This window comes from Bogoriella caseilytica (assembly GCF_003752405.1).
Taxonomy (GTDB): domain Bacteria; phylum Actinomycetota; class Actinomycetes; order Actinomycetales; family Actinomycetaceae; genus Allobogoriella; species Allobogoriella caseilytica.
In genome coordinates, this window is sequence record NZ_RKHK01000001.1 from 2365223 (window position 1) to 2385227 (window position 20005).

The window sequence follows — 20005 nt, forward strand, 5'->3', positions numbered from 1 at the left end:
GTCGCAGCACACGCTGTAGCGTGACGTCATGGAGGGCAATGACCCAGTAAGCCCGGCTCGCGCGAGAGTGAGCCGGGCTTTGTTGTCCTCGAGAAGGAGGTGGTTTGTTACGCCGCTCGCTCGCCGTGCAGAGGCGAGCCGGGAACACTAACCGCGGGGAAGCCGCTTCCCCGTCCGCAATGAGGAGGACATCCATGGAGATCGTCGTCACCGGCCGCAATGCCGAGATCAGTGAACGCTTCACTGAGACCGTCGAGACGAAGTTGTCCAAGGTCGAGCAGCTCGCCCCGAAGGCCCAGCGCATCGAGGTCGAGTTGACCCACGAGCCCAATCCACGCCAGTCCGAGACCTCCGACCGGGTGGAGATCACCGTCCGGGATCGTGGGCCGGTGGTGCGCGCTGAGGCGCGGAGCTCCGATCGCTACGGAGCGCTGGACCTGGCCACTGGAAAGCTCCTCGAGCGACTACGTCGCGTGCGTGACCGTCAGAAGGACCGTCACCGCCCCCGCTCCCGCGGCCGCCGACAGATGGAGCCCGTGCCCGCCGAGGCGATCGTGCCGTTGCCGCAGAGCAATGGCGTGCCCGAGGCCGCCGGTGACGCCATCGCCCCGGATGTACGGTCCGCGCCCACTCAGCCCGGGGAGGCCATCGAGACGCAGCTGGGCGACTCGCCCGTCCTGGTGCGGCACAAGCTCCATGACGCCGAACCGATGACGGTCGATCAGGCCCTGTATGAGATGGAGCTGGTCGGGCATCCCTTCTTCCTCTTCATCGACGCCGACACCGGCCAGCCCTGCGCGGTCTATCACCGCCGCGGCTATACCTACGGCGTTATCCGCCTCAATACCGTGGTGGCCGGCAGTGAAGGGTTGCTGTCCCAGGACAGCCAGGCCCATTCCACCGTGGAACGCGACCCGGCCTCGATTCTCGGCTGAACAACGATCGCGGGGTCTCCACCTCGAGCGGCCCGAAGCGGCCGCCACACGGCCGGGCGCGGCATCAGCGCCCGGCCGTGTGCTGTCACTCCGCAGTGAGCCGGCCGACCGCAGCGGTTCGCGCTCAGCGCAGCACCTCCGTACCACGAGGCGCCGGAGTGCGGCCTACCATGGGTCGGGCACCGCATGTGCGATGCCGCAGGCCCAGTTGCCCAAGACGCAAGGAGTCCGAGTGTCCATCCTCAGCAAGATCCTCCGGATGGGTGAGGGGCGGGTGCTCAAGAAGCTCACTGCCATCGCTGACCAGGTCGACCAACTCGAGGAGACGGTCGCGGACCTGACCGACGAGGAGCTGCGCGAGCAGACCGACATCCTCAAGGGGCGCCACGCGGACGGGGAGTCGCTCGACGACCTCCTCCCGGAGGCCTTCGCCGTCGTCCGGGAAGCCGCCTCGCGCACGCTGGGCCAGCGCCACTACCGCGTGCAGGTCATGGGTGGGGCCGCGCTGCATCTGGGCAACATCGCCGAGATGAAGACCGGTGAGGGAAAGACCCTGGTGGCCACTCTGCCGGCCTACCTCAACGCCCTGACCGGCAAGGGCGTTCACGTCGTGACCGTCAACGACTATCTCGCCAGCTATCAGAGCGAGCTGATGGGCCGTGTCTTCCGCTTCCTCGGCATGAGTACCGGCACCGTGCTCAACGGCCAGAAGCCGGCCGAGCGACGCGAGCAGTACGCCGCCGACATCACCTACGGCACGAACAACGAGTTCGGCTTCGACTACCTGCGCGACAACATGGCCTCGGCCATGGAAGACCTGGTCCAGCGCGGCCATCACTTCGCGATCGTCGACGAGGTGGACTCGATCCTCATCGACGAGGCCAGGACGCCGCTGATCATCTCCGGGCCCGCGCAGGGCGACCAGAACAAGTGGTACCCCGAGTTCGCCAAGCTCGTGCTGCGGATGGAACGCGATGTCGACTACGAGGTCGACGAGAAGAAGCGGACCGTGGGCGTGCTCGAAGCCGGCATCGAGAAGGTCGAGGACCACCTCGGCATCGACAACCTCTACGAGTCGCTCAACACCCCCTTGATCGGCTTCCTGAACAATGCCATCAAGGTCAAGGAGCTCTACCGGCGCGACAAGGACTACATCGTCAAGAACGGCGAGGTCCTCATCGTGGACGAGCACACCGGGCGTGTGCTTTCCGGCCGGCGCTACTCCGAGGGGCTGCACCAGGCCATCGAGGCCAAGGAGGGTGTGGCCATCAAGGCCGAGAACCAGACCCTGGCCACCGTGACCCTGCAGAACTACTTCCGGCTCTACGACAAGCTCGGCGGCATGACCGGCACCGCGGAGACCGAGGCTGCGGAGTTCCAGAACACCTACAAGATGGGCGTGGTGCCCATACCCACCAACAAGCCCATGGCGCGCGTCGACCAGTCCGATGTGATCTACAAGGGCGTGAGCCAGAAGTTCAACGCCATCGTCGAGGACATCGCCGAGCGTCATGCCGCGGGCCAGCCGGTGCTGGTGGGCACCACCAGCGTCGAGAAGTCCGAGACGCTCTCCAAGCTGCTGCGCAAGAAGGGAGTGCCCCACGAGGTGCTCAACGCCAAGCAGCACGAGCGCGAGGCGGCGATCGTGGCGATGGCAGGGCGCAAGGGCGCGGTCACCGTGGCCACCAACATGGCCGGCCGCGGTACCGACATCATGCTCGGTGGCAACGCCGAGCACCTCGCCATCGCCGAGATGCGTGAGCGTGGTTTTGACCCGGTGGAGGCGCCCGAGGAATACGAGGCGCACTGGGACGGGGTGCTGGAGAAGGCCCAGCAGGCGGTGGCCGCCGAGCACGAGGAGGTCGTCGAGCTCGGCGGCCTCTACGTGCTGGGCACCGAGCGTCACGAGTCGCGGCGGATCGACAACCAGTTGCGTGGTCGTTCCGGGCGTCAGGGCGACCCCGGTGAGTCCCGCTTCTACCTGTCCTTCGAGGACGACTTGATGCGGGTCTTCAACTCCGGCATGGCCGCCCGGGTCATGGATTCGGCCCCCGATGACACTCCGCTGGAGTTCAAGGTGGTCAGCCGCACCATCGCGAACGCGCAGGCGCAGATCGAGGCGCGCAACCAGGAGTCGCGCAAGAACGTGCTCAAGTACGACGACGTGCTCAACAAGCAGCGGCTGACGGTCTACGCCGAGCGGCGCCGCGTACTCGAGGGTGCGGACATCTCCGAGACCTTCCAGCGCTTCGGCCGCGAGGTCGTCACCGGCTTGGTGTCCTCCTACGCCACCGGGGCTCCCGAGGAATGGGACCTCGACGCGCTCTGGCGAGACCTGGAGGACACCTACCCGGTGTCGGTGACCATCGAGGATCTGGTGGAAGAGGCAGGCTCAGTGACCCGGCTCAGTGTGGAGATGCTCGAGCGGGAGCTCACCTCGGACGTGAAGGTCGCCTTCGAGAGTCGCGAGGAGGAGCTGAGCCCCGAGGTGATGCGCCAGCTCGAACGGCGGGTGCTGCTCTCGGTGGTGGACCGCAAGTGGCGTGACCACCTCTATGAAATGGACTACCTCAAGAACGGCATCGGCCTGCGTGCCATGGCGCAGCGTGACCCGCTTGTGGAGTACCAGCGCGAAGGCTACGAGCTGTTCAAGGCCATGAGCGGAGCCATCAAGGAAGACGCCGTCCAGCGGCTCTTCAAGGTGGAACTCAAGAAGCAGACCGCGGAGAGCGCCGATGGCCCCCAGGTGACCGCGGCCTCGGCCGCAGCCACAGCAGTCGCGGCTGGTGCCGCCCAAGCGGGCGCGGGCGGTGCAGCCGAGGCCGGCACGGGAGAAGGCGCGCAGAGCCCGGCCAAGAAGGAGCGCACTCCCGAGGAGATCGACGCGCTGCTCGGCCTGGAAGCTCCTGTCAAGCCCACCAAGCTCAGCTACTCCGCCTCCGCCTCGGGTGGGGACGACGAGGCCGGGGGCGCGGCCGGGGGGAACCGCGAACAGCGCCGGGCCGCAGCCAAGGCAGCGAAGAAGAACCGCTGAACCGCCCATGACCACGGGGCGCGCGGGCCCGGGGCAACCAGCCCCGGGCCCGCGCGCGTGAGCTCGAGCGGGAATAGCCTGAGGGGGCACCGCGTTGACTGCGATAGCATGATCGATGCAAACGCATCGATCACTGAGCAACCTTCGTCTGGAGCCCTCGTGCAATTCGGCATCTTCTCCGTCAGTGACATCACCCCGGATCCCCGTACCGGGCGCGCCCCCGATGACACCGAGCGGGTGCGCTCGATGGTCACCATCGCTCAGCACGCCGACCAGGCCGGGCTCGATGTGTTCGCCACGGGGGAGCACCACAACCCGCCATTCGTCGCCTCTTCGCCGACCACCTTGCTGGGCTACCTCGCCGGGACGACCGAGAACATCCTGCTCTCGACCTCCACCACGCTGATCACCACCAACGACCCGGTGAAGATCGCCGAGGATTACGCGATGCTCCAGGTGCTCGCGAAGGGCCGCATGGATCTGATGATGGGCCGCGGGAACACCGGCCCGGTCTATCCCTGGTTCGGTCAGGACATCCGGCAGGGCATCAACCTCGCGATCGAGAACTATGCGCTGCTGCGCCGGTTGTGGACCGAGGACGTCGTGGACTGGGAGGGCCGTTTCCGTACCCCGCTGCAGGGCTTCACGGCGACGCCCCGCCCTCTCGACGGGGTGGCGCCCTTCGTCTGGCACGGCTCGATCCGCTCGCCGGAGATCGCCGAGCAGGCTGCCTTCTACGGCGACGGTTTCTTCCACAACAACATCTTCTGGCCCACCACTCACACCAGCCGGATGGTGCAGTACTACCGCGAACGCTTCGAGCACTACGGGCACGGCCGTGCGGACCAGGCCATTGTGGGCCTGGGCGGACAGTTCTTCGCGCGGAAGAACTCTCAGCAGGCCTGGGACGAGTTCCGCCCGTACTTCGACAACGCGCCGGTGTACGGTCACGGGCCCTCGATGGAGGACTTCACCTCTCAGACCCCGCTCACCGTGGGATCCCCCCAGCAGGTGATCGACCGGTACGCGGCCATGCGGGAGCACGTCGGCGACTACCAGCGCCAGCTGTTCCTGATCGACCACGCCGGCCTGCCGCTGAAGACCGTGCTGGAGCAGATCGACATCCTGGCCGGGGAGATCGTCCCCGCCCTCCGGCAGGAGTTCGACGCCAAGCGGCCTGAAGGGGTGCCGGCGAATCCGCCGAGCCATACCGAGCGGGTCGCCGCTGGTCGGGATCTGGCCACGGTGGGGGCCGCGCCGGTCAATCGGGATGAGTCCTGATGGTCGCTGGAGAGTCGGGTGCCACGCGCCGCTCGCTAGTGGCCGTGTCAGCCGGTCTCGGGCAGCCGTCCAGCACGCGGATGCTGGCTGAGCGGCTGCTCGGTGGCACCAGCGATGCTCTGGCAGAGCAGGGGGTGGGCGTCGACACCGAGATCGTGGAGCTGCGCGGGCATGCCCACGCCATCGTGGATGCGATGCTCACGGGCTTCGCCTCCGGTGAGCTGGACGAGGTGCTCGGGCGCGTCACCGCGGCTGACGGTCTGATTCTGGTCACCCCGGTGTTCACCACCACCTACTCCGGCCTGTTCAAGTCCTTCCTGGACATCCTCGATCACGACGCACTCCGGGGCGTGCCCGTGGTGCTCGGCGCCACCGGTGGTACGGCCCGCCACTCGCTGGCACTGGAGTACTCCCTGCGGCCGCTGCTGACCTATCTGCGGGCCGAGGTGGTGACGACCTCGGTTTTTGCTGCCACCGAGGACTGGGCCGGTACGGACGCCGGCCCCTCGCCGAAGTCCCACCACGATGCGGCCCAGACCGAAGGGTTGCCGCGGCGAATCCACCGTGCCGGTCGCGAACTGGCGGACAGGGTTGCGGCGAACCCCGTGCGCCAGTCGGGTGACCTTTTCGACGGGACGCCCGATTTCGGTCAGATGCTGGGCCAGCTCGGGCATTGAGCTCAGCCGATCTGCAAGGCGGTCACGCACCATCGGGTGCGGCGCGCCTCCAGACGCACGGCTGCCGCGCGGAGGTGGGCGCCGTCGTGCAGGATGACGGCGGCCTCGACCACCCCGGGGCTCACCTCGCAGACCCGGACGCGTCGCACCGTCGCGCGCCGCGGTAGCCGGTGCCGGGGCCTGCGTTCCGGTGGGGCGGCCTGGTGGGCCACGCGATCGTAGAGCGGTGGCGTGAGCCAGCGCATCAGCTGGCCGGCCGGCCTCAGGCCCTGCAGCACCTCCACCGTGTTGCGCACCAGTGTTCCTGCCCAGGGGGCCGGGTCGGGCAGCTCCGCCGCGGTTGCCGGAGACGTCGGCGCCGGTGGGATTGGCTGGGCGGGGGCGATGACTGCTGTGCTCATGCGTGCTCCTCGGGGTTGACGGCCGGCCTGTCGAGCACCAGGCCGGGGTGGATGAGATCGGGGTCGTCTCCGATGGCCGCGCGGTTCTCCGCGTACCACTGCGGCCAGGCCGCAGCGATCTCGGCCTCGCCGGCGTCGTCGCCCAGATGTGTGGCAGCGATGCTCCACAGGCTCTCGCCGGGCTGCACGTCGTGCGTGGCGTGGGAGCTGGGCCCCGCGGTCTCCTCAGATGAGGCGTGGTCAGTTCCTGGGGGTGCCAGATCGTCGGCAGGCTGGTCGGAAGGGTCCTCTACGGGCTCGTCTGCCGGGCCCGCAGTGTGGTCGGCCGCCACGGCCTCGTGGCTGTCTGCCGCGGTCTCGGTGACCATCGCTGTCCAGCCGAGGTCCTCGTCGACCTCTGGCGTGGCATGGGCAGGAAGCGCCGTCAGACTTGCTCCCGTGCCAGCCATGGCCGCACCAAGGATCGCTCGGCGCGCCACGGGGAAGCCCCAGCGGAGGACACCGGCGCGGAGGCACCGTTCGGCGAACCGCGGGTGAGGTGTCACGCAGTTGCGCCCGGTCGCGGGTGAGGGGCGCAGTCGCCCGCGCTGCACCCTCCGCAGCGTCAGGAGCGCTGCGTAGGTGAGGCCGTGCCATGCGGCGAGCGCGGCGCCCAGGCCCACGATGGCTACCGCGATGACGTCGGCGGGCGCGGGGGCTGCGCCGAGTGTGGCGATCTGCCCGTGGGTGATCAGGGCGAAGCAGCCGGAGAGGCCCAGCCCGGCCACGGTGCCGATGGCGGCTCGTCCTCTGTCGTGCGGCATCTGGACCCCCTGCATGTGCGTCTCCGATGGCGTTTGATGTCATTTGATGATGTTTAACTCTTGTTGAGAGCATTTGTAGTGCATGAACGACGGACAGGCAAGGGGTGTGGACGGTGGCGGCTGCTCGATAGCGTGGTGCTGTGGGAGAACATGCGCAGGAGTGGGAATCGCTGATCGAGGAGCTGTCGGCTGGCCTGGAGGCGGCTGAGCGTGCAGAACACGCGGTGGTGGCAGCCGAGTTGCTCGAGGCGGAGACAGCGAGCACTGAGCTCGCTGATCGGCTCCGCGCGCGGCGTGGTGATCAGCTGCGCTTGCGGTTGCGCTCCGGCGACGACGTCGCCGGAATCGTGCTGGACGCCGGACCGCACTGGGTGCTCCTCGGTGCCGGAAGGCGGCGCTCGCTGGTGCCGATCACAGCGATCCAGATGGCGCAGCCTCTCGGCGCGGTCGCCCCACCTCCGGGCGAGGTGGATCGGCGCCTGGGCCTGGCCAGGGTGGTACGTGCCATCGCCCGAGAAGGCGCCACCGTGAGCGTGGCATGCGAGGCCGGGAGCTACTCCGGGCGGATCGTGCGCGTGGGCCGGGACCACCTTGACCTACGCACCGAGGCGGGCGTGCTGACGGTGGCCTTCGGTGCGCTGGCCGTGGTCAGTTCACTCTGAGGGCAACGGGCGCCCGAGTCAGTTGGAGTCCAGATCCCCGCCGGCGTCGATCCGCTCACGGGTGCGCTGATACTGCTGCGCGATGTACTCCTCCAGCGCGGCATCCTCCACGCGCCACTGCCCACGTCCGCCCACCTGAATGGCACGGAGCTCTCCGGAGCGCACCAGTGCGCGGGCTTGAGTCACGGACACGGCCAAGGTCTCGGCGACGTCGGCGAGGGTGAGGAAGCGTCCCGGCATGGTCCCATGATCGCACCCTCACCGCTGAGCCCGGCACCCGCAGGTCCTCTTGTGGAAAACTCGGTGCGAGCTTGGCGAAACTCCCATCCCACGGCACCATGTGCTCACCACATGAACCATCTGGGGGGATGATGACGGCCAACGAACCGCCGACCGCGCGTCGCATGCGCCGGCCGGGCTGGCGCGATCCACGACTGGGCGTGGGCGTGGCCCTCGTGGCCGCCTCGGTCGCTCTTGGTGTCTGGGCCGTGCGCGATGCCGGTGCCACCGAACCGGTCTACGCCACCGCCGAGGCGGTGATGCCCGGCGCAGTGGTCCAGGCGGAGGATCTTGTGCTGCGCGAGGTGCGCCTGGGTGAGGTGGGCGACCACTACCTACGCCCGGGCGAACTCGAGGGCGCGGCCACCATGCTGCGCGCGATCGGCCCAGGTGAGCTGTTGCCACGCGGCGCGGTCGGGCAGCCCGGCGCCACCGGCATGCGGCCCCTGGTCGTCGAGCTCGACGGCGCCTTGCCCACTCAGCTGCCCCCGGGCACCAGCGTGGACCTGTGGCGCCTCCCGTCCGCCTCCTCCGCGCGCGAGGAGGCGGAGCATCCGGCCCTGGTCGTCGAGGATGTCATCATCGCCGAGGTCCTCGACGATGACGGGATGTTCCTCAGCGGACGGGCCACTGCCGTGGAACTGCTGATCCCGGGTGAGTCGCTCGCCGACGCGCTCGCGGCGGTGGCGGCCGAGGGCAGCCTCGTGGTGGTCCCGGTGGCGCCCTCAGGTGGAGGTATCGAGCTCGAGGAGCGTGGCGACGTCGACACCGTTTCCGAGGCCGACGAGGGTGCGGCGGGCGCGCCATGAAGACCGGCGTGCTCCTCGCCCTGCCGGAGAAGCTCGAGGTGGCGCTGATCCGCCAGCTCAGTGCACCGGGCTCCTCTGCCGAGGTGGTGCGCCGCTGCGCGGACATTCCCGAAGTGCTCGCCGCAGCCGGCGCCGGAATCGCCACCCTGGCCGTGATCCGCGATGAGCTGGCCGACCGCCAGCTGGTCGCTCAGTTGCGTGACCTCGGATGCCGCACCCTCGTGGTGGCTGCCGACCCTCCCGCTCTCACGCGCAGCAGCGCCCTGGGGGCCGCAGCAGCCGAACCGGCCGGATCTGCCACCGCTCTGGCTGAGACCATTGAGCGGCTCGCCGGCCCGGAAGGTGAGCAGGGTGCTGAGTTGCCAGCAGAACCGCCGGCCCTGGTTGCGGGTGAGGACGAGACACTCGTGGCTGAGGAACCCGGGAGTGTCAGCGGGCGGGTGATTGCGGTGTGGGGTCCTCCGGGCGCTCCGGGGCGCACGAGTGTGGCCGTGAACCTGGCGCACGCGCTGGCCGATATCGGGGAAAGCGCTGCACCGGTGATCCTGGCCGACGCCGACACCCAAGCACCATCGGTGGCGCAGACCCTCGGCATTCTCGCCGACTCCTCCGCCATCGCGGCCGTGTCCCGCCTGGCCGGCACGGGGCGGCTGGAGCCACAGAGCCTCCTGCGTGCCTGTCCCAGCCTGGGGGAGCGGCTCCATGTCATGACGGGACTGACTCGCGCGGCGCGATGGCGAGAGCTGCCCGCCGCCGCACTGGACACGGTGTGGGAGGTCGCCCGCGCGGCTGCGGCCTGGACCGTGATCGACATCGGATCCGCCCTGGATGAGCCGGACGAGGGGATGCCCAGCTACGGAGGCAAGCGCCACGAGGCCACGATGTCGGCGCTCGAAGGAGCCGACACCGTGGTGATCGTGGGCGCAGGCGACCCGACCGGGGTGAGACGACTGGTCGCCGCCCTGGCAGAGGCCGAAGACGCCGGGCTGGCCTTCGACGAGCGGGTGGTGGTGGTCAACCGGGTCCGTGCGAGTGCCAGTGGCGGCCCGCCGAAACGCACCGTGCACGAGGCGCTGGCACGTTTCGCCGGCGTGGAGGACGCGATCCTGGTCCCCGAGGACGGGCCCGTTTACGACAGAGCGATGCTCGAAGGGCGCGCACTGAGCGAGGTGGCGCCGGACTCCGCGGCCTGGCAGGGGATCGAACTCCTGGCCGCACGGCTTGCCGGCGAGCGGAGGCGCCGACGTCGTCGGCGCGGCCTTCTGGCTCGCGCCCAGCCGTGACATCGGGAGGAGTCGTCCCGCGCGTGGCCGCGTCGCGCCAGATGCTGCGCTCCACGCCTGGCGGCTGACAGACTGGCGGCATGCGCGTCTACCTCCCGGCCATCGCAGCCGATCTCGCCAGCGATCACCTGACGCCTCGCCTGGCGCACTCGGTCACCGACGATCTGGCCCGGGCCCTGCCCGAGGAGGACGAGGAAGGCCTGGAGCTGACCGCCACGCTGGCCGCAGCCGATGATTCGGTGCGCCTGCTCGCTCGCGCCGAGAACGAGCCGCCGCGACGCCTGGTGATCGCTGCTGATCTGCCGGCCGCGGTCTGCCAGCGCGCCGAAGGCCCCGACCATCTCGAGACGGCCGTGGAGGTGCAGGTGCCGGTCGCCTGGAACCTGGTGGTGGCGATTCTGCTCGACGCACCGGAGGCCGAGGCTGACGTCACCGCGGCGATCACCGGGGACGAGGCCGCTCTGGACCGGGCAGCGGAGCACGACCTGCTGTGGTTCGACGTCAGCGAGCGCGCCGCGCTGCTCGCCGAACTCCGTTCCTAGCAGTCGCCCGAGACCACCTCAACCCGTGAGGTCCAGCGTGGAGGAGCCGTCTGGCTTCCGCCGGATGGTCACCCGATCAGGAATCCGGCTCTTCATCTCGCTCACATGCGAGATCACCCCCACCGTCCGGCCGTTCTCGCGCAACGAATGCAGGACGCTCATGACCGAGTCGAGAGTGTCCGGGTCCAGAGAACCGAAGCCCTCGTCGATGAACAGCGTGCCCAGCTCCACACCACCGCGCTCCTTGAGCACCACGGTCGCCAGCCCCAACGCGAGGCAGAGGGAGACATAGAAGGTCTCTCCGCCGGAGAGGGTGCGCGGGTTACGCGCCTCATCGGTGCGGTAATCCATGATCTGCAGGCCCAGCCCGGTGCGGCGGGTGCGCTGCCCCCCTTCTCGCTCATCGATCCGCTCCAGTGCGTAGCGGCCGGCAGAGATGGCGCGCAACTGCTCGTTCGCCTCGGCAACCACATCCTCGAAGCGATGCAGCAGGACGTAGGTGGCCAGCGTGAGACCGCGGAGGTTCCCCTCCCCGGCCGTGGCGAGGGCGGCCACCCGGCGCACCGGCCCGGCCTCCCGCTCGGCGCGCCGGAACTCCGTGAGGGCTGAGACCAATCGGTCCGCCGTCTCATGCACCTGGCGGCAGCGCTCGGCCGCGAGTTGGGCCTGCCCGGAGCCTTCATCGGCCGCAGCCAGCGCGGCGGTATGAGCGCGGCCCGCCGCCTCGACATCCGGTTCGGGAGCCTCGGCGACGGCCTGGATCTCCGGGTCGGCCAGACCTTGCTCGATGCGCCGCACCTCGCTGTGGTGCTCACCGATCGCAGTCTCGAGGGCCGCGATCTGCGGCTCGGGCAGCTGCGCGGCTGCGGCGGCGTTGGCGTCGTCGAACCCCTCCTCGTTCAGGCGCTCGGCCAACTCCCACTCGGCCTGGCGCAGCTCGGTCCGCGCCACCGACTCGCGATCCAGGGTGCGGAGATAGCGTCGCAGGGCCTGGGAGCTGTCGTGCAAGGCGGCGAGTCGCTCGGCGACGGATCCATACCCTTCCCGCGCCGCACGACAGGTGGCCTCGTCCTGTTCCAGCTGCGCTGCCTGAGCACTGACGCGTGCGCGCAGCGCGCCCAGGGCAGACTCCGCGCTGCTGAGTTCGGTGCGCAGCGCAGCCGTGCCCTCGTCGTGCTTCTCCAGCGTCCGCTCAGCGGCGCGACGTTCCGCCTCGCGCTGCTGTGCCCCGGTCAGCTCGTCGCGGGCGGCGACCACGCGCTGCTCGGCGTCCGTGCTGGACTGCCCTGCCGAACGTTCGTGCAGGCTGGCGTAGGTGGCCCGGCGCTCGGCGAGTAGCGCAGCGGCCGCGCTGTGTGCCTCCCTGGCCCGGCGCGCCGTGGCCTCGGCGAGGTCGATCTCCTCTTCGCCGGGATGTTCGGCGGTCAGCTGCGCAGGCTCAGGATGCTCGCGGGAGCCGCAGACGGCGCAGGGCTGACCGCTTTCCAGCTCCTGTGCGAGCTCACCCGCCATGCCGGTGAGGCGTCGCTGATGCACAGCGGCCACGGCTGCCGCAGCCGTCCGGTCCGCCTCCGCGCACGCCGTGGCAGCCTCGTGGGCAGTCGTCATCGCCCGAGCGGCCTCTTCGGCCTGCTCGACGAGCTGCAGGGTCTCCCGGGCGTCGGCCAGCGCCGCCTCTGCGCGTTCGACCGCGACGGGTGCGCCGGCCAGCTTGCGCCACTGATCGTGGAGCTGGTCGCGCTGGGCGGGCCGCTGGTCGAGGCGCTCTGCGAGTGTGCGCTGCTGTCGCTCGGCCGTGTCCAGCTCGTCGCGCAGCACGGTGAGCGCAGCGCGGCGTTCCGGGATCCCGGCCTCGAGCTGTGCCGGGGCCTCGAGTCCGCCACCGTGGGCGAGGAGGTCGTCAAGGCGCTGGTGGAGTGCTTCATGGTCGGCCTCCACGTCGATGCCGTGGCTGGCCGCCGCCTCCCGGTTCTGCGCCAGCTGGCGCGCCTCCTCCTGCTGGCGGACGCGGCGCTGTGCGTGGGCTTCCGACGCGGGGGCCACCCGCGCGGCGCGGCGCGCCACGTCGAGGCGCTCACGGTCCTGGGCGATGTCGGCGCTGCGCTGCTCGACCGTCTTCTGATCGGCCAGGAGCGCCTCGCGCCGTCGCAACCGGTCGGCGAGCGCGCGGGCGGCGTCGAATGCGGTACGCGCCTGTTCCTCGGCCGCGCGAGCGCTGTGGTGCGCGGCGGCGGCCTCCTCGCTGCGCTGGGACCAGGTGGCGCGGGCCTCCTTGGCCAACCGGAGGAGATCGTCGTGTTCCGGCGTCTCGGCCGCGTGGCGCAGGGCAGCACGGGGATCCTCCGGTGCGGGTGTGGCCCTCTCCGCCGCTAAGTGTTCTGCCGAACCCGGGTCGATGACCGCCTGGCCGTGCGAGCCAGAACCCGGCTCTGTCTCCTCGTAGGCGCAGCGGGCGAACTCCTCCGCCACGGTACGTACCTGACGTGCAGCCTCGTCCACGGCCTTGCCGGCCGTGCCGGCCTGTTCACGCAGGAGTTCTTGGAGCTCCTGATAGACGGCCGTTCCGAAGATCTCCTGGAGTACGGAGCGGCGGTCCTCGGGGCGAGCGTGGAGGAAGTCGGCGAAGCGCCCCTGCGGCAGCACCACCGTCTGGGTGAACTGTTCGCGGGACAGTGGCAGGATTCGATCGATCTCGATGCCCGTTTCCTGCACGTTGGAGCTGACGGGCTCGCCGAGTTCGTCCGGGTCGCTCTTCCCGGGACCGGCAGGGCCACTCCTCGCGGCGGTTGCGCGGGCGGCCTCCGGTGAGGGGAGCCGCCACAGCTTGGCTCGCGCGTTCTGCATAGTGGTGCCAGTGCCGCGAGACTTCGGGCGCTCGTGTTTGGGAGAGCGGAAGACCCGGAACGTGCCTTCGTGGCAGCTGAACACCAACTCCACTTCAGGGGCGACACCTGGGGCTGCGTGATGGGAGTGCAGCCGCTCGGGTGCCCCGTCACCGGCGGGTTGCCCGTAGAGCGCGAAGACGATCGCATCGATGATGGTGGACTTGCCGGCACCAGTAGGGCCCTCGAGCAGGAAGAGACCGGAGGCGCCGAGGGCCTCGAGGTCGATCTCGTGGCTGCCGGGGAAGGGCCCGATGGCCTGCAGGCGCAGGTGATGGAGGCGCATCAGGCGCTCCGCTGCCGGAGCTGCTCGTAGACCTCACGGACGACCGCGAGTTCTTCCTCCGCAGCCGGGCGACCGCCGACGGCCGCCAGGAATTCTCCGGCCACCTCGTCCGGGCTTGCCTGGCGCGCGATCTCGACGGCGGCCCGCGAGATCTCCACCCCCTCGGGTTCGTGGAGCGGCCCCACCAGGAGGTGCGGGAAGCGCTTCTTCAGTGTGGAGTACAGCCCTTCGGGGCGGACCGGATCGGTCACGATCGCCTTGATCCAGTCGTCGGTTCGGTCGTCGTGCTCGGCGGAGAGGAGCTCGGCCAGGGTGCCGCGCAGTTCCGAGAGCGGGCGCAGTACGGGAGTCTCGATGAGCTCCACCCGCTCGACCCCTCCCGAGCCTAGCTCGATCAGGGCGGAGGACTTCACATGGTGGCGCTCGGAGAAGGAGAAAGCCAGCGGGCTGCCTGAGTAACGCATCAAGGGTTCGTCAGCATGCCGGCCGAGCTGCTGGGGGCCATGGAGGTGGCCCAGCGCCGCGTAGTCCAGCCCGGCTCCAGCGAAGACTCCCGAGGGAACGGAGTCCACGCCCCCCACCCGGATGTCGCGTTCGGAGTCGCTCGCTGCGCCACCGGTGACGAAGGCGTGTGCCATCGCCACCGCGGGCCGGCGCTTGCTGGTCGGTGCCCGGCGCGCGGACAGATCCGCCCGCACCCTGCGCATCGCCGCAGCGGTGACCGCCTCGTGCGAACGGGCGGGCATCACGTTGTCCTCGTCCGTGAGCTCGCCACGGCACATGTCTGGATCGAGATAGGGCAGCGCGTACACATAGGCGCCCAGATCGCCCTGGGCATCGGGAAGCTCGACCGGTTCGCCGATGTCTGCGACCCGGGCCCGCAGGGCCACGCGATCGCGATAGAGGTGCGCCCCGAAGCCCAGCCGCGTCGCCGAGTCGTGGTTGCCTGGCGTCACTACCACCCGGGTCAGCGCGGTCAGGCGCGCCAGGGCATCCGAGAGCAGTTCGACGGATTCCACCGGCGGGATGGCACGGTCGTAGACGTCCCCCGCCACGAGCACGGCGTCCACGGACTCTTCGCGCACGACCTCCAGGAGGTGGTCGAGGAAGGTCTCGTGCCCCGTTGCCAGACTCGCTCCGTGCAGGGTGCGCCCCAGATGCCAGTCCGAGGTGTGCAAGATGCGCATGATCGGACCGTACCGGCCAGCACGGACACCGGCCGGGATCGCCAGGAGGCCGGTGGCGCGAGATCGGACCGGAGGCCGGTCTTGACCGGACAATGCGTCAGCCCTATCCTCCGTGTGAGGAACACCACGAGGTGAACATCGATGGGGGACGAAGGGAGATCTCCCGTGACCGCACGCCGTTCTCAGGGTGCTCGGGTCACCGTCCTGTTGACCTCCTCGGTGCTGGCCGCGGCGCTCCTGCTCACTGCCTGCTCGGCAGAGGCACCGCCTGCCGAGGCCGAGCCGTCGCCGGAGCCGACGGGTACGCCTCACGTCGAGCCCGTAGCTGAGGAATCGGATGAACCCGAAGAAGACGACACGGAAGAGCCGGAGGAACCCGGGCTCACCATTCGCGACGTCGATCTCGCCGCACTGGAGTGGCGCGAGGCTGTCACCGAGGAGTATCTGACTCCTGTCGAGGGGCATGAGCACCGCACGCTCGAGGTCACCGACGCTGTCTACGCCGATGTCGACGGCGATGGCCACGAGGACGCCCTGGCCGCGATCGTCATCTCCGAGCAGCAGTGGTACGAGGAGATCTACTACATCTGGACCTGGGATCCCGACGAGCAGGTCGCCGTTCAGGTCGAGAGCCCGATCGCGCGCATGGCCCGGTGCGGGGATACCGTCCTCGAGATCGCCGCGGAGGAGGACGCTTTCGTCATCACCGAAGCGCTGCGCTATCAGGACGGTCCGCAGCCGGACTGCGCGAGCGACGGGCCGGTGGAGATCACCCGGCAGGTCCGTCTGGAGGAGAACTGGCCGGTGCTCACCGGCGAGCTCGAGGGCGACGGGGGCATCTGCCCTCAGCGCCTGGGAACCGACGACGGCTGGCCGGTGGAGGACTTCGACCTGCACCCGGGGCCGTGGCAAAGCATGACCCCGCTCCGCGATCCCGCTCCGGCGATCTTCGCCGAGGTGGACGTCTGGAGTCACCTGTGGCTCTACCGGGAGAACTGGATGCTCGTCCACGTCGGCTATGACACGGCACCAGGGGAGGAGAAGCCCGGCGGGGACTACACGCCCTGCGCATGGATCTTCTTGGAGGAAGACACCCGGCCTATCCCACACGACCCCTACCTTCCGGAAGGCTGAGCCCGCACGCCTGCTCGCCATGCCCCGAGCGCGAAGGCGGCGCGTGGCTCAGTCGCGCTGGTCGCTCAGAGCGGCGAGCGTGCTCGCGTGCAGGAGCCCGTTGGTAGCCACGGCGTCACCACTGAACGGGCCGTCCTGGCCATCGAGGCCGGTGAACCGACCCCCCGCTTCGATGACGATCGGCACCAGGGCGGCCATGTCGTACAGCGCGAGTTCCGGTTCGCAGGCCACGTCCACCGCGCCCTCGGCCACCAGCATGTACGACCAGAAGTCACCGTAGGCGCGGGTGCGCCAGCAGCGCTCGGCGAGGGACAGGAAGGAGCGCAGCGAGCCGCGCTCGGCCCACCCGCCCAGGGAGGAGTAGCTCAGCGAGGCATCCTCGAGCTGACTGACGGCCGAGACGTGCAGACGTCGTGCAGCCGAGAGGGAGCGCCCCGTCCACGCGCCGGAGCCCTGAGCGGCCCACCAGCGCCGTCCGAGCGCCGGAGCGGAGACCACGCCGAGCACCACCTCGTCGTCCTCGATCAAGCCGATCAAGGTGGCCCACACCGGGACGCCGCGCACGAAGTTCTTGGTCCCGTCGATCGGGTCGACCACCCAGCGGCGTGCGGACCGGCCGGTGCTTCCGAACTCCTCACCGGTGACGGCATCACGTGGCCGGGCCCGGGAGAGCTGGCCGCGCACGATCTCCTCGGCGGCGCGGTCGGCGTCGGTGACGGGGGTGAGGTCCGGCTTGGTCTCGACGGTGAGGTCCTGGGCGCCGAAGCGCGACATGGTCTGGGCGTCGACCTGGTCGGCGATCACGTGCGCGAGGCGCAGATCGTCGGTGAACCTGCTCGCGCGCTGTGCCTGGACTGCCATGGGGCTGACCCTATCGGGAGTTGTCAGCGCCCTGGTTGCTCCGGGGTGCGCGATTCCAGCAGCCGGCGAAAGGAGGCGAGCCGTGCGCGGCTGGCCGGATCCGCCTGTTCGGCCCACCGGTCCAGGGCGCAGTCGGGGGCGCCCTCGCCGTGGGTGCAGCCGCGCGGGCAGGCCGTGGCAGCCTCGGCCAGATCCTCGAAGGCCGCGAGCAGATCCTCGGGCTTGACGTGCTGCAGTCCGAAGGAGCGCACGCCGGGTGTGTCGATGATCCAGCCGGCGTTGACCTGGTGGCCGCTGCCGGTCAGTTCGAGCGCCACCGCCGAGGACGACGTGTGCCGCCCGCGGCCGGTGACCGTGTTGACCTCTCCGGTGGCTCGCGAGGCCGCTGGGACCAGGGCGTTGACCAGGGTGGACTTGCCCACCCCGGAATGGCCCACCAGCACTGAGGTGCGGCCGGCCAGTCGCTCATGCAGGGCGGACAGGCCGGCGTCGTGCTGGGGATCATCGGTCATCGAACTGGTGATCACCCAGGGCACATCGAGCGCGGCGTAGCGCTCCAGGAACTCGGCGGGATCGGCCAGATCGGCCTTGGTCAGGCAGAGCAGGGGGTCCATGCCGGCGTCGTAGGCGGCCACCAGGCACCGGTCCACCAGGCGTGGCCGGGGTTCGGGCTGGGCGGCGGCGACCACGATGACGAGCTGGTCGGCGTTGGCCACGATGACGCGTTCGTACCCGCTGGCGGACTCCTCGAGGGAGCGTCGCAGCACGGAGCTGCGTTCATCCCGGCCCACGATCCGCGCCAGGCTTCCGGCGCTGCCTGAGGTGTCCCCGACCACGCGCACGCGGTCACCGACGACGATGGCGCTCTGCCCCCGGTGCCCGCCGTCGCGACCCAGTTCCTTGGCTTTGACCGCCACGATCTCGCGTCGCGACGGCAGCCCGGCGTCGAGGAGCACCCCGTAGCGGCCGCGGTCCACGGTCAGCACCATGGCGGGCTCGGCGTCCTCGTAGCTCGGGCGCACCTTGGTGCGCGGGCGGGAACCTCGTTTGTCCGGGCGGATGCGTACCCGTGGATCGTCGGTGCCGCTGTCGCGCGCCATGCTCAGGCTCGCTGCCCGAGCATGCCCTGCCACATCCCAGGGAAGTCGGGCATGGTCTTGGCGGTGGTGGCGACGTTGACGACCTCCACCCCGGGCACGCGCAGGCCCACGATGGCGGCGAAGGTGGCGATCCGGTGATCGTGATAGGTCTCCACCGCGGCGCCCCGCAGAGTGGCCGGCTCGATCTCGAGGCCGTCAGGGGTCTCCCGCGCCTCTCCTCCCAGCCGGGTGATCTCCGTGACCAGCGCGGCGAGCCGGTCGGTCTCGTGTCCGCGCAGGTGCGCGATCCCGCGCAGCCGGGACGGAGTGGCGGCCAAGGCGCAGAGCGCCGCAACCGTCGGAGCGAGCTCGCCGCCCTCAGTGAGGTCGACGTCGAGACCGCGAATGACACCGTCGGCCGGACCGGTCACCGCGAGCGTGTCTCCCTGTCGCTCCACAGTTGCGCCCATCCGGGTGAGGATCCCGCGCAACAGGTCGCCCGCCTGCGTGGTCCGCTCCGGCCAGCGCGGCACGCGCACGGTTCCTCCCGCTGCCAGTGCTGCCGCCAGGAAGGGTCCGGCGTTGGACAGATCGGGTTCGACCACGATGCGGCCGCCCGAGACCGTGCCGGGGGAGACCCGCCAGCGTGCCTCTGCCTCGTCGACCTCGACGCCGCGCTCCCGCAACACCTGGGCGGTCATCGCGATATGCGGGAGGGAGGGCAAGGCGCCCCCCACATGCCGGATGTCGACACCCCGGCGGTAAGCCGGAGCCGCGAGCATCAACGCCGAGACGAACTGGCTGGAGGCCGAGGCATCGAGTTCCACCGCCCCGCCGTTGAAGGAACCGGAGGCGTGAATCGTCAGCGGCAAGGACTCGCCGTGGGGCCCGGAGGCCTCGATCGTGGCGCCGAGGTCTCGGAGCGCACGGATGACCGGCCCCATGGGGCGCTCGCGGGCGCGCGGATCACCATCGATGCGGATCTCGCCGTCCGCCAGGACCGCCAGGGCCGGCACAAAACGCATCACGGTACCGGCCAGGCCCGCGTCGATCTCGGCGGGCCCGCGCAGTGGGGCCGTCTCCAGCCGCAGGCCCGCGTCGGTGTCCGTGACCGTCACGCCGAGTGCTTGCAGGGCCGAGATCATGAGCGCGCTGTCGCGGGAACGCAGCGGCTGGATCAGCTCGGTGGGGGAGTCGGCCAGCGCTGCCAGGAGCAGATGGCGATTTGTCAGGGACTTAGAACCCGGAACCTCGACGGTGGCGTCGAGCGGCGCCTGCGCGCTGGGGGCGGGCCAGGGTGAAGCGGTCTGGGTCATCCGCGGTAGCGCTTCTTCATGCGATCCCTCAGGGCGAGGATTTCGTCGCGGCGCTGCCGGGAGTGTTCCAGCCGCCAGCCCAGTGAGGGCTTGCCGTCGCGGTCGGCGGCGGCGAAGAGCAGACCGCCCACCACGGCGGCGCGGTTGAGCAGCGCAGAGATCATCTCGGCGCGCTCCTCGGCATCCTCGGCTGCCCAGACCGGGTAGCGGGCCACGGCCGTCTTGACGGCCAGACCGGCGAGGAAGACCCCGGCGAGTTTGGCGCGCTTGCCGCGTGCCAGGGCGAGGCCGGCCAGAGCGGTGACGCCACCGGAGACGCGCACCAACACGGTGGGATCCTGCAGGGCGGCGTCGATGACCGAGGCGGGCACGCCGAGGGTCTGCAGCACGGATCGCGCCGCGGAGATGGCGCCGGAGCGATCCTCGGTGATGATCTCCACGTGGCGGGCGGGCCGGACCGCGGCGTCGATGCCGTCGATGATGAAGGGAGCGGCCAGCAGGGGGCGGGCGATCGTTCGCACAGGGCTCATGACACAAAACTAGACTCAGATCAC

The 20005-nt window shown here is 70.0% G+C and carries 18 protein-coding genes; 9 read left to right on the forward strand and 9 right to left on the reverse strand.

All coding sequences use genetic code 11. The annotated features are described in order from the left end of the window. Positions 1–194: 194 nt before the first annotated feature. The 4 genes from hpf (at position 195) to EDD31_RS10630 (ending at position 5927) form a co-directional block, all read left to right on the forward strand. A complete protein-coding gene (gene hpf / locus EDD31_RS10615) occupies positions 195–935 on the forward strand; it encodes a ribosome hibernation-promoting factor, HPF/YfiA family (RefSeq protein WP_123304127.1) in 741 nt (246 codons plus the stop codon). 193 nt (positions 936–1128) lie between these two features. Then, entirely contained in the window at positions 1129–3969 is a 2841-nt protein-coding gene (secA, locus tag EDD31_RS10620; RefSeq protein WP_123304128.1) for a preprotein translocase subunit SecA, read from the forward strand. Between the two features lie 159 nt (positions 3970–4128). After that, the gene (locus EDD31_RS10625; RefSeq protein WP_123304129.1) at positions 4129–5250 is read left to right on the forward strand and encodes an LLM class flavin-dependent oxidoreductase; all 1122 of its coding nucleotides are present in this window, start codon (positions 4129–4131) and stop codon (positions 5248–5250) included. Further along, entirely contained in the window at positions 5250–5927 is a 678-nt protein-coding gene (locus EDD31_RS10630) for an FMN reductase (protein ID WP_123304130.1), read from the forward strand. Before EDD31_RS10625 ends, EDD31_RS10630 begins: the two co-directional genes overlap by 1 nt. Before the next feature lie 2 nt (positions 5928–5929). Here the strand turns inward: EDD31_RS10630 and EDD31_RS10635 are convergent, their stop codons facing one another. Together EDD31_RS10635 and EDD31_RS10640 are read right to left on the reverse strand one after the other, a co-directional pair. Next, positions 5930–6328: an Rv3235 family protein gene (locus tag EDD31_RS10635; protein WP_148058928.1), complete on the reverse strand. Its 399-nt coding sequence runs from the start codon at positions 6326–6328 to the stop codon at positions 5930–5932. After that, positions 6325–7131 carry a LysM peptidoglycan-binding domain-containing protein gene (locus EDD31_RS10640; RefSeq protein ID WP_148058929.1) on the reverse strand — a complete coding sequence of 269 codons (807 nt, stop codon included), beginning with the start codon at positions 7129–7131 and terminating at the stop codon, positions 6325–6327. Before EDD31_RS10640 ends, EDD31_RS10635 begins: the two co-directional genes overlap by 4 nt. A gap of 140 nt (positions 7132–7271) precedes the next feature. Between EDD31_RS10640 and EDD31_RS10645 the strand changes: the two genes are divergently transcribed. Continuing rightward, positions 7272–7793 (forward strand): hypothetical protein, encoded by a 522-nt coding sequence (locus tag EDD31_RS10645; RefSeq protein WP_123304133.1) that lies wholly within the window; start codon positions 7272–7274, stop codon positions 7791–7793. Between the two features lie 18 nt (positions 7794–7811). Here EDD31_RS10645 and EDD31_RS10650 read toward each other — a convergent pair whose 3' ends face one another. Then, positions 7812–8033 carry a helix-turn-helix domain-containing protein gene (locus EDD31_RS10650; protein WP_123304134.1) on the reverse strand — a complete coding sequence of 74 codons (222 nt, stop codon included), beginning with the start codon at positions 8031–8033 and terminating at the stop codon, positions 7812–7814. A gap of 131 nt (positions 8034–8164) precedes the next feature. Here EDD31_RS10650 and EDD31_RS10655 point away from each other — a divergent pair, with 131 nt between their 5' ends. From EDD31_RS10655 to EDD31_RS10665, 3 genes are all read left to right on the forward strand, one after another. Then, the gene (locus tag EDD31_RS10655; RefSeq protein WP_148058930.1) at positions 8165–8881 is read left to right on the forward strand and encodes an SAF domain-containing protein; all 717 of its coding nucleotides are present in this window, start codon (positions 8165–8167) and stop codon (positions 8879–8881) included. Next, positions 8878–10164 (forward strand): CpaE/TadZ family protein, encoded by a 1287-nt coding sequence (locus tag EDD31_RS10660; RefSeq protein WP_123304136.1) that lies wholly within the window; start codon positions 8878–8880, stop codon positions 10162–10164. The genes EDD31_RS10655 and EDD31_RS10660 overlap by 4 nt, the downstream gene beginning before the upstream one ends. Positions 10165–10244: 80 nt before the next feature. After that, positions 10245–10706: a DUF6912 family protein gene (locus EDD31_RS10665; RefSeq protein WP_123304137.1), complete on the forward strand. Its 462-nt coding sequence runs from the start codon at positions 10245–10247 to the stop codon at positions 10704–10706. Between the two features lie 18 nt (positions 10707–10724). Here EDD31_RS10665 and EDD31_RS10670 read toward each other — a convergent pair whose 3' ends face one another. Then, the gene (locus tag EDD31_RS10670; protein ID WP_123304138.1) at positions 10725–13874 is read right to left on the reverse strand and encodes an AAA family ATPase; all 3150 of its coding nucleotides are present in this window, start codon (positions 13872–13874) and stop codon (positions 10725–10727) included. After that, positions 13874–15061, reverse strand: coding sequence for an exonuclease SbcCD subunit D (locus EDD31_RS10675; protein WP_123305429.1), 1188 nt, complete (start codon positions 15059–15061; stop codon positions 13874–13876). The genes EDD31_RS10670 and EDD31_RS10675 overlap by 1 nt, the downstream gene beginning before the upstream one ends. Before the next feature lie 165 nt (positions 15062–15226). Here EDD31_RS10675 and EDD31_RS10680 point away from each other — a divergent pair, with 165 nt between their 5' ends. After that, on the forward strand, positions 15227–16195 hold the full coding sequence (locus EDD31_RS10680) for a hypothetical protein (protein ID WP_123304139.1): 969 nt from the start codon (positions 15227–15229) through the stop codon (positions 16193–16195). 48 nt (positions 16196–16243) lie between these two features. Here the strand turns inward: EDD31_RS10680 and hisN are convergent, their stop codons facing one another. Genes hisN through EDD31_RS10700 form a run of 4 tightly spaced genes read right to left on the reverse strand, consistent with a single transcriptional unit; the run spans position 16244 to position 19981 of the window. Continuing rightward, on the reverse strand, positions 16244–17056 hold the full coding sequence (gene hisN / locus EDD31_RS10685; RefSeq protein ID WP_123304140.1) for a histidinol-phosphatase: 813 nt from the start codon (positions 17054–17056) through the stop codon (positions 16244–16246). Between the two features lie 23 nt (positions 17057–17079). Then, positions 17080–18156, reverse strand: coding sequence for a ribosome small subunit-dependent GTPase A (rsgA, locus tag EDD31_RS10690; RefSeq protein ID WP_123304141.1), 1077 nt, complete (start codon positions 18154–18156; stop codon positions 17080–17082). Between the two features lie 2 nt (positions 18157–18158). After that, the gene (gene aroA / locus EDD31_RS10695; RefSeq protein WP_123304142.1) at positions 18159–19451 is read right to left on the reverse strand and encodes a 3-phosphoshikimate 1-carboxyvinyltransferase; all 1293 of its coding nucleotides are present in this window, start codon (positions 19449–19451) and stop codon (positions 18159–18161) included. After that, entirely contained in the window at positions 19448–19981 is a 534-nt protein-coding gene (locus tag EDD31_RS10700) for a DoxX family protein (RefSeq protein WP_123304143.1), read from the reverse strand. The genes aroA and EDD31_RS10700 overlap by 4 nt, the downstream gene beginning before the upstream one ends. Positions 19982–20005 lie beyond the last annotated feature (24 nt).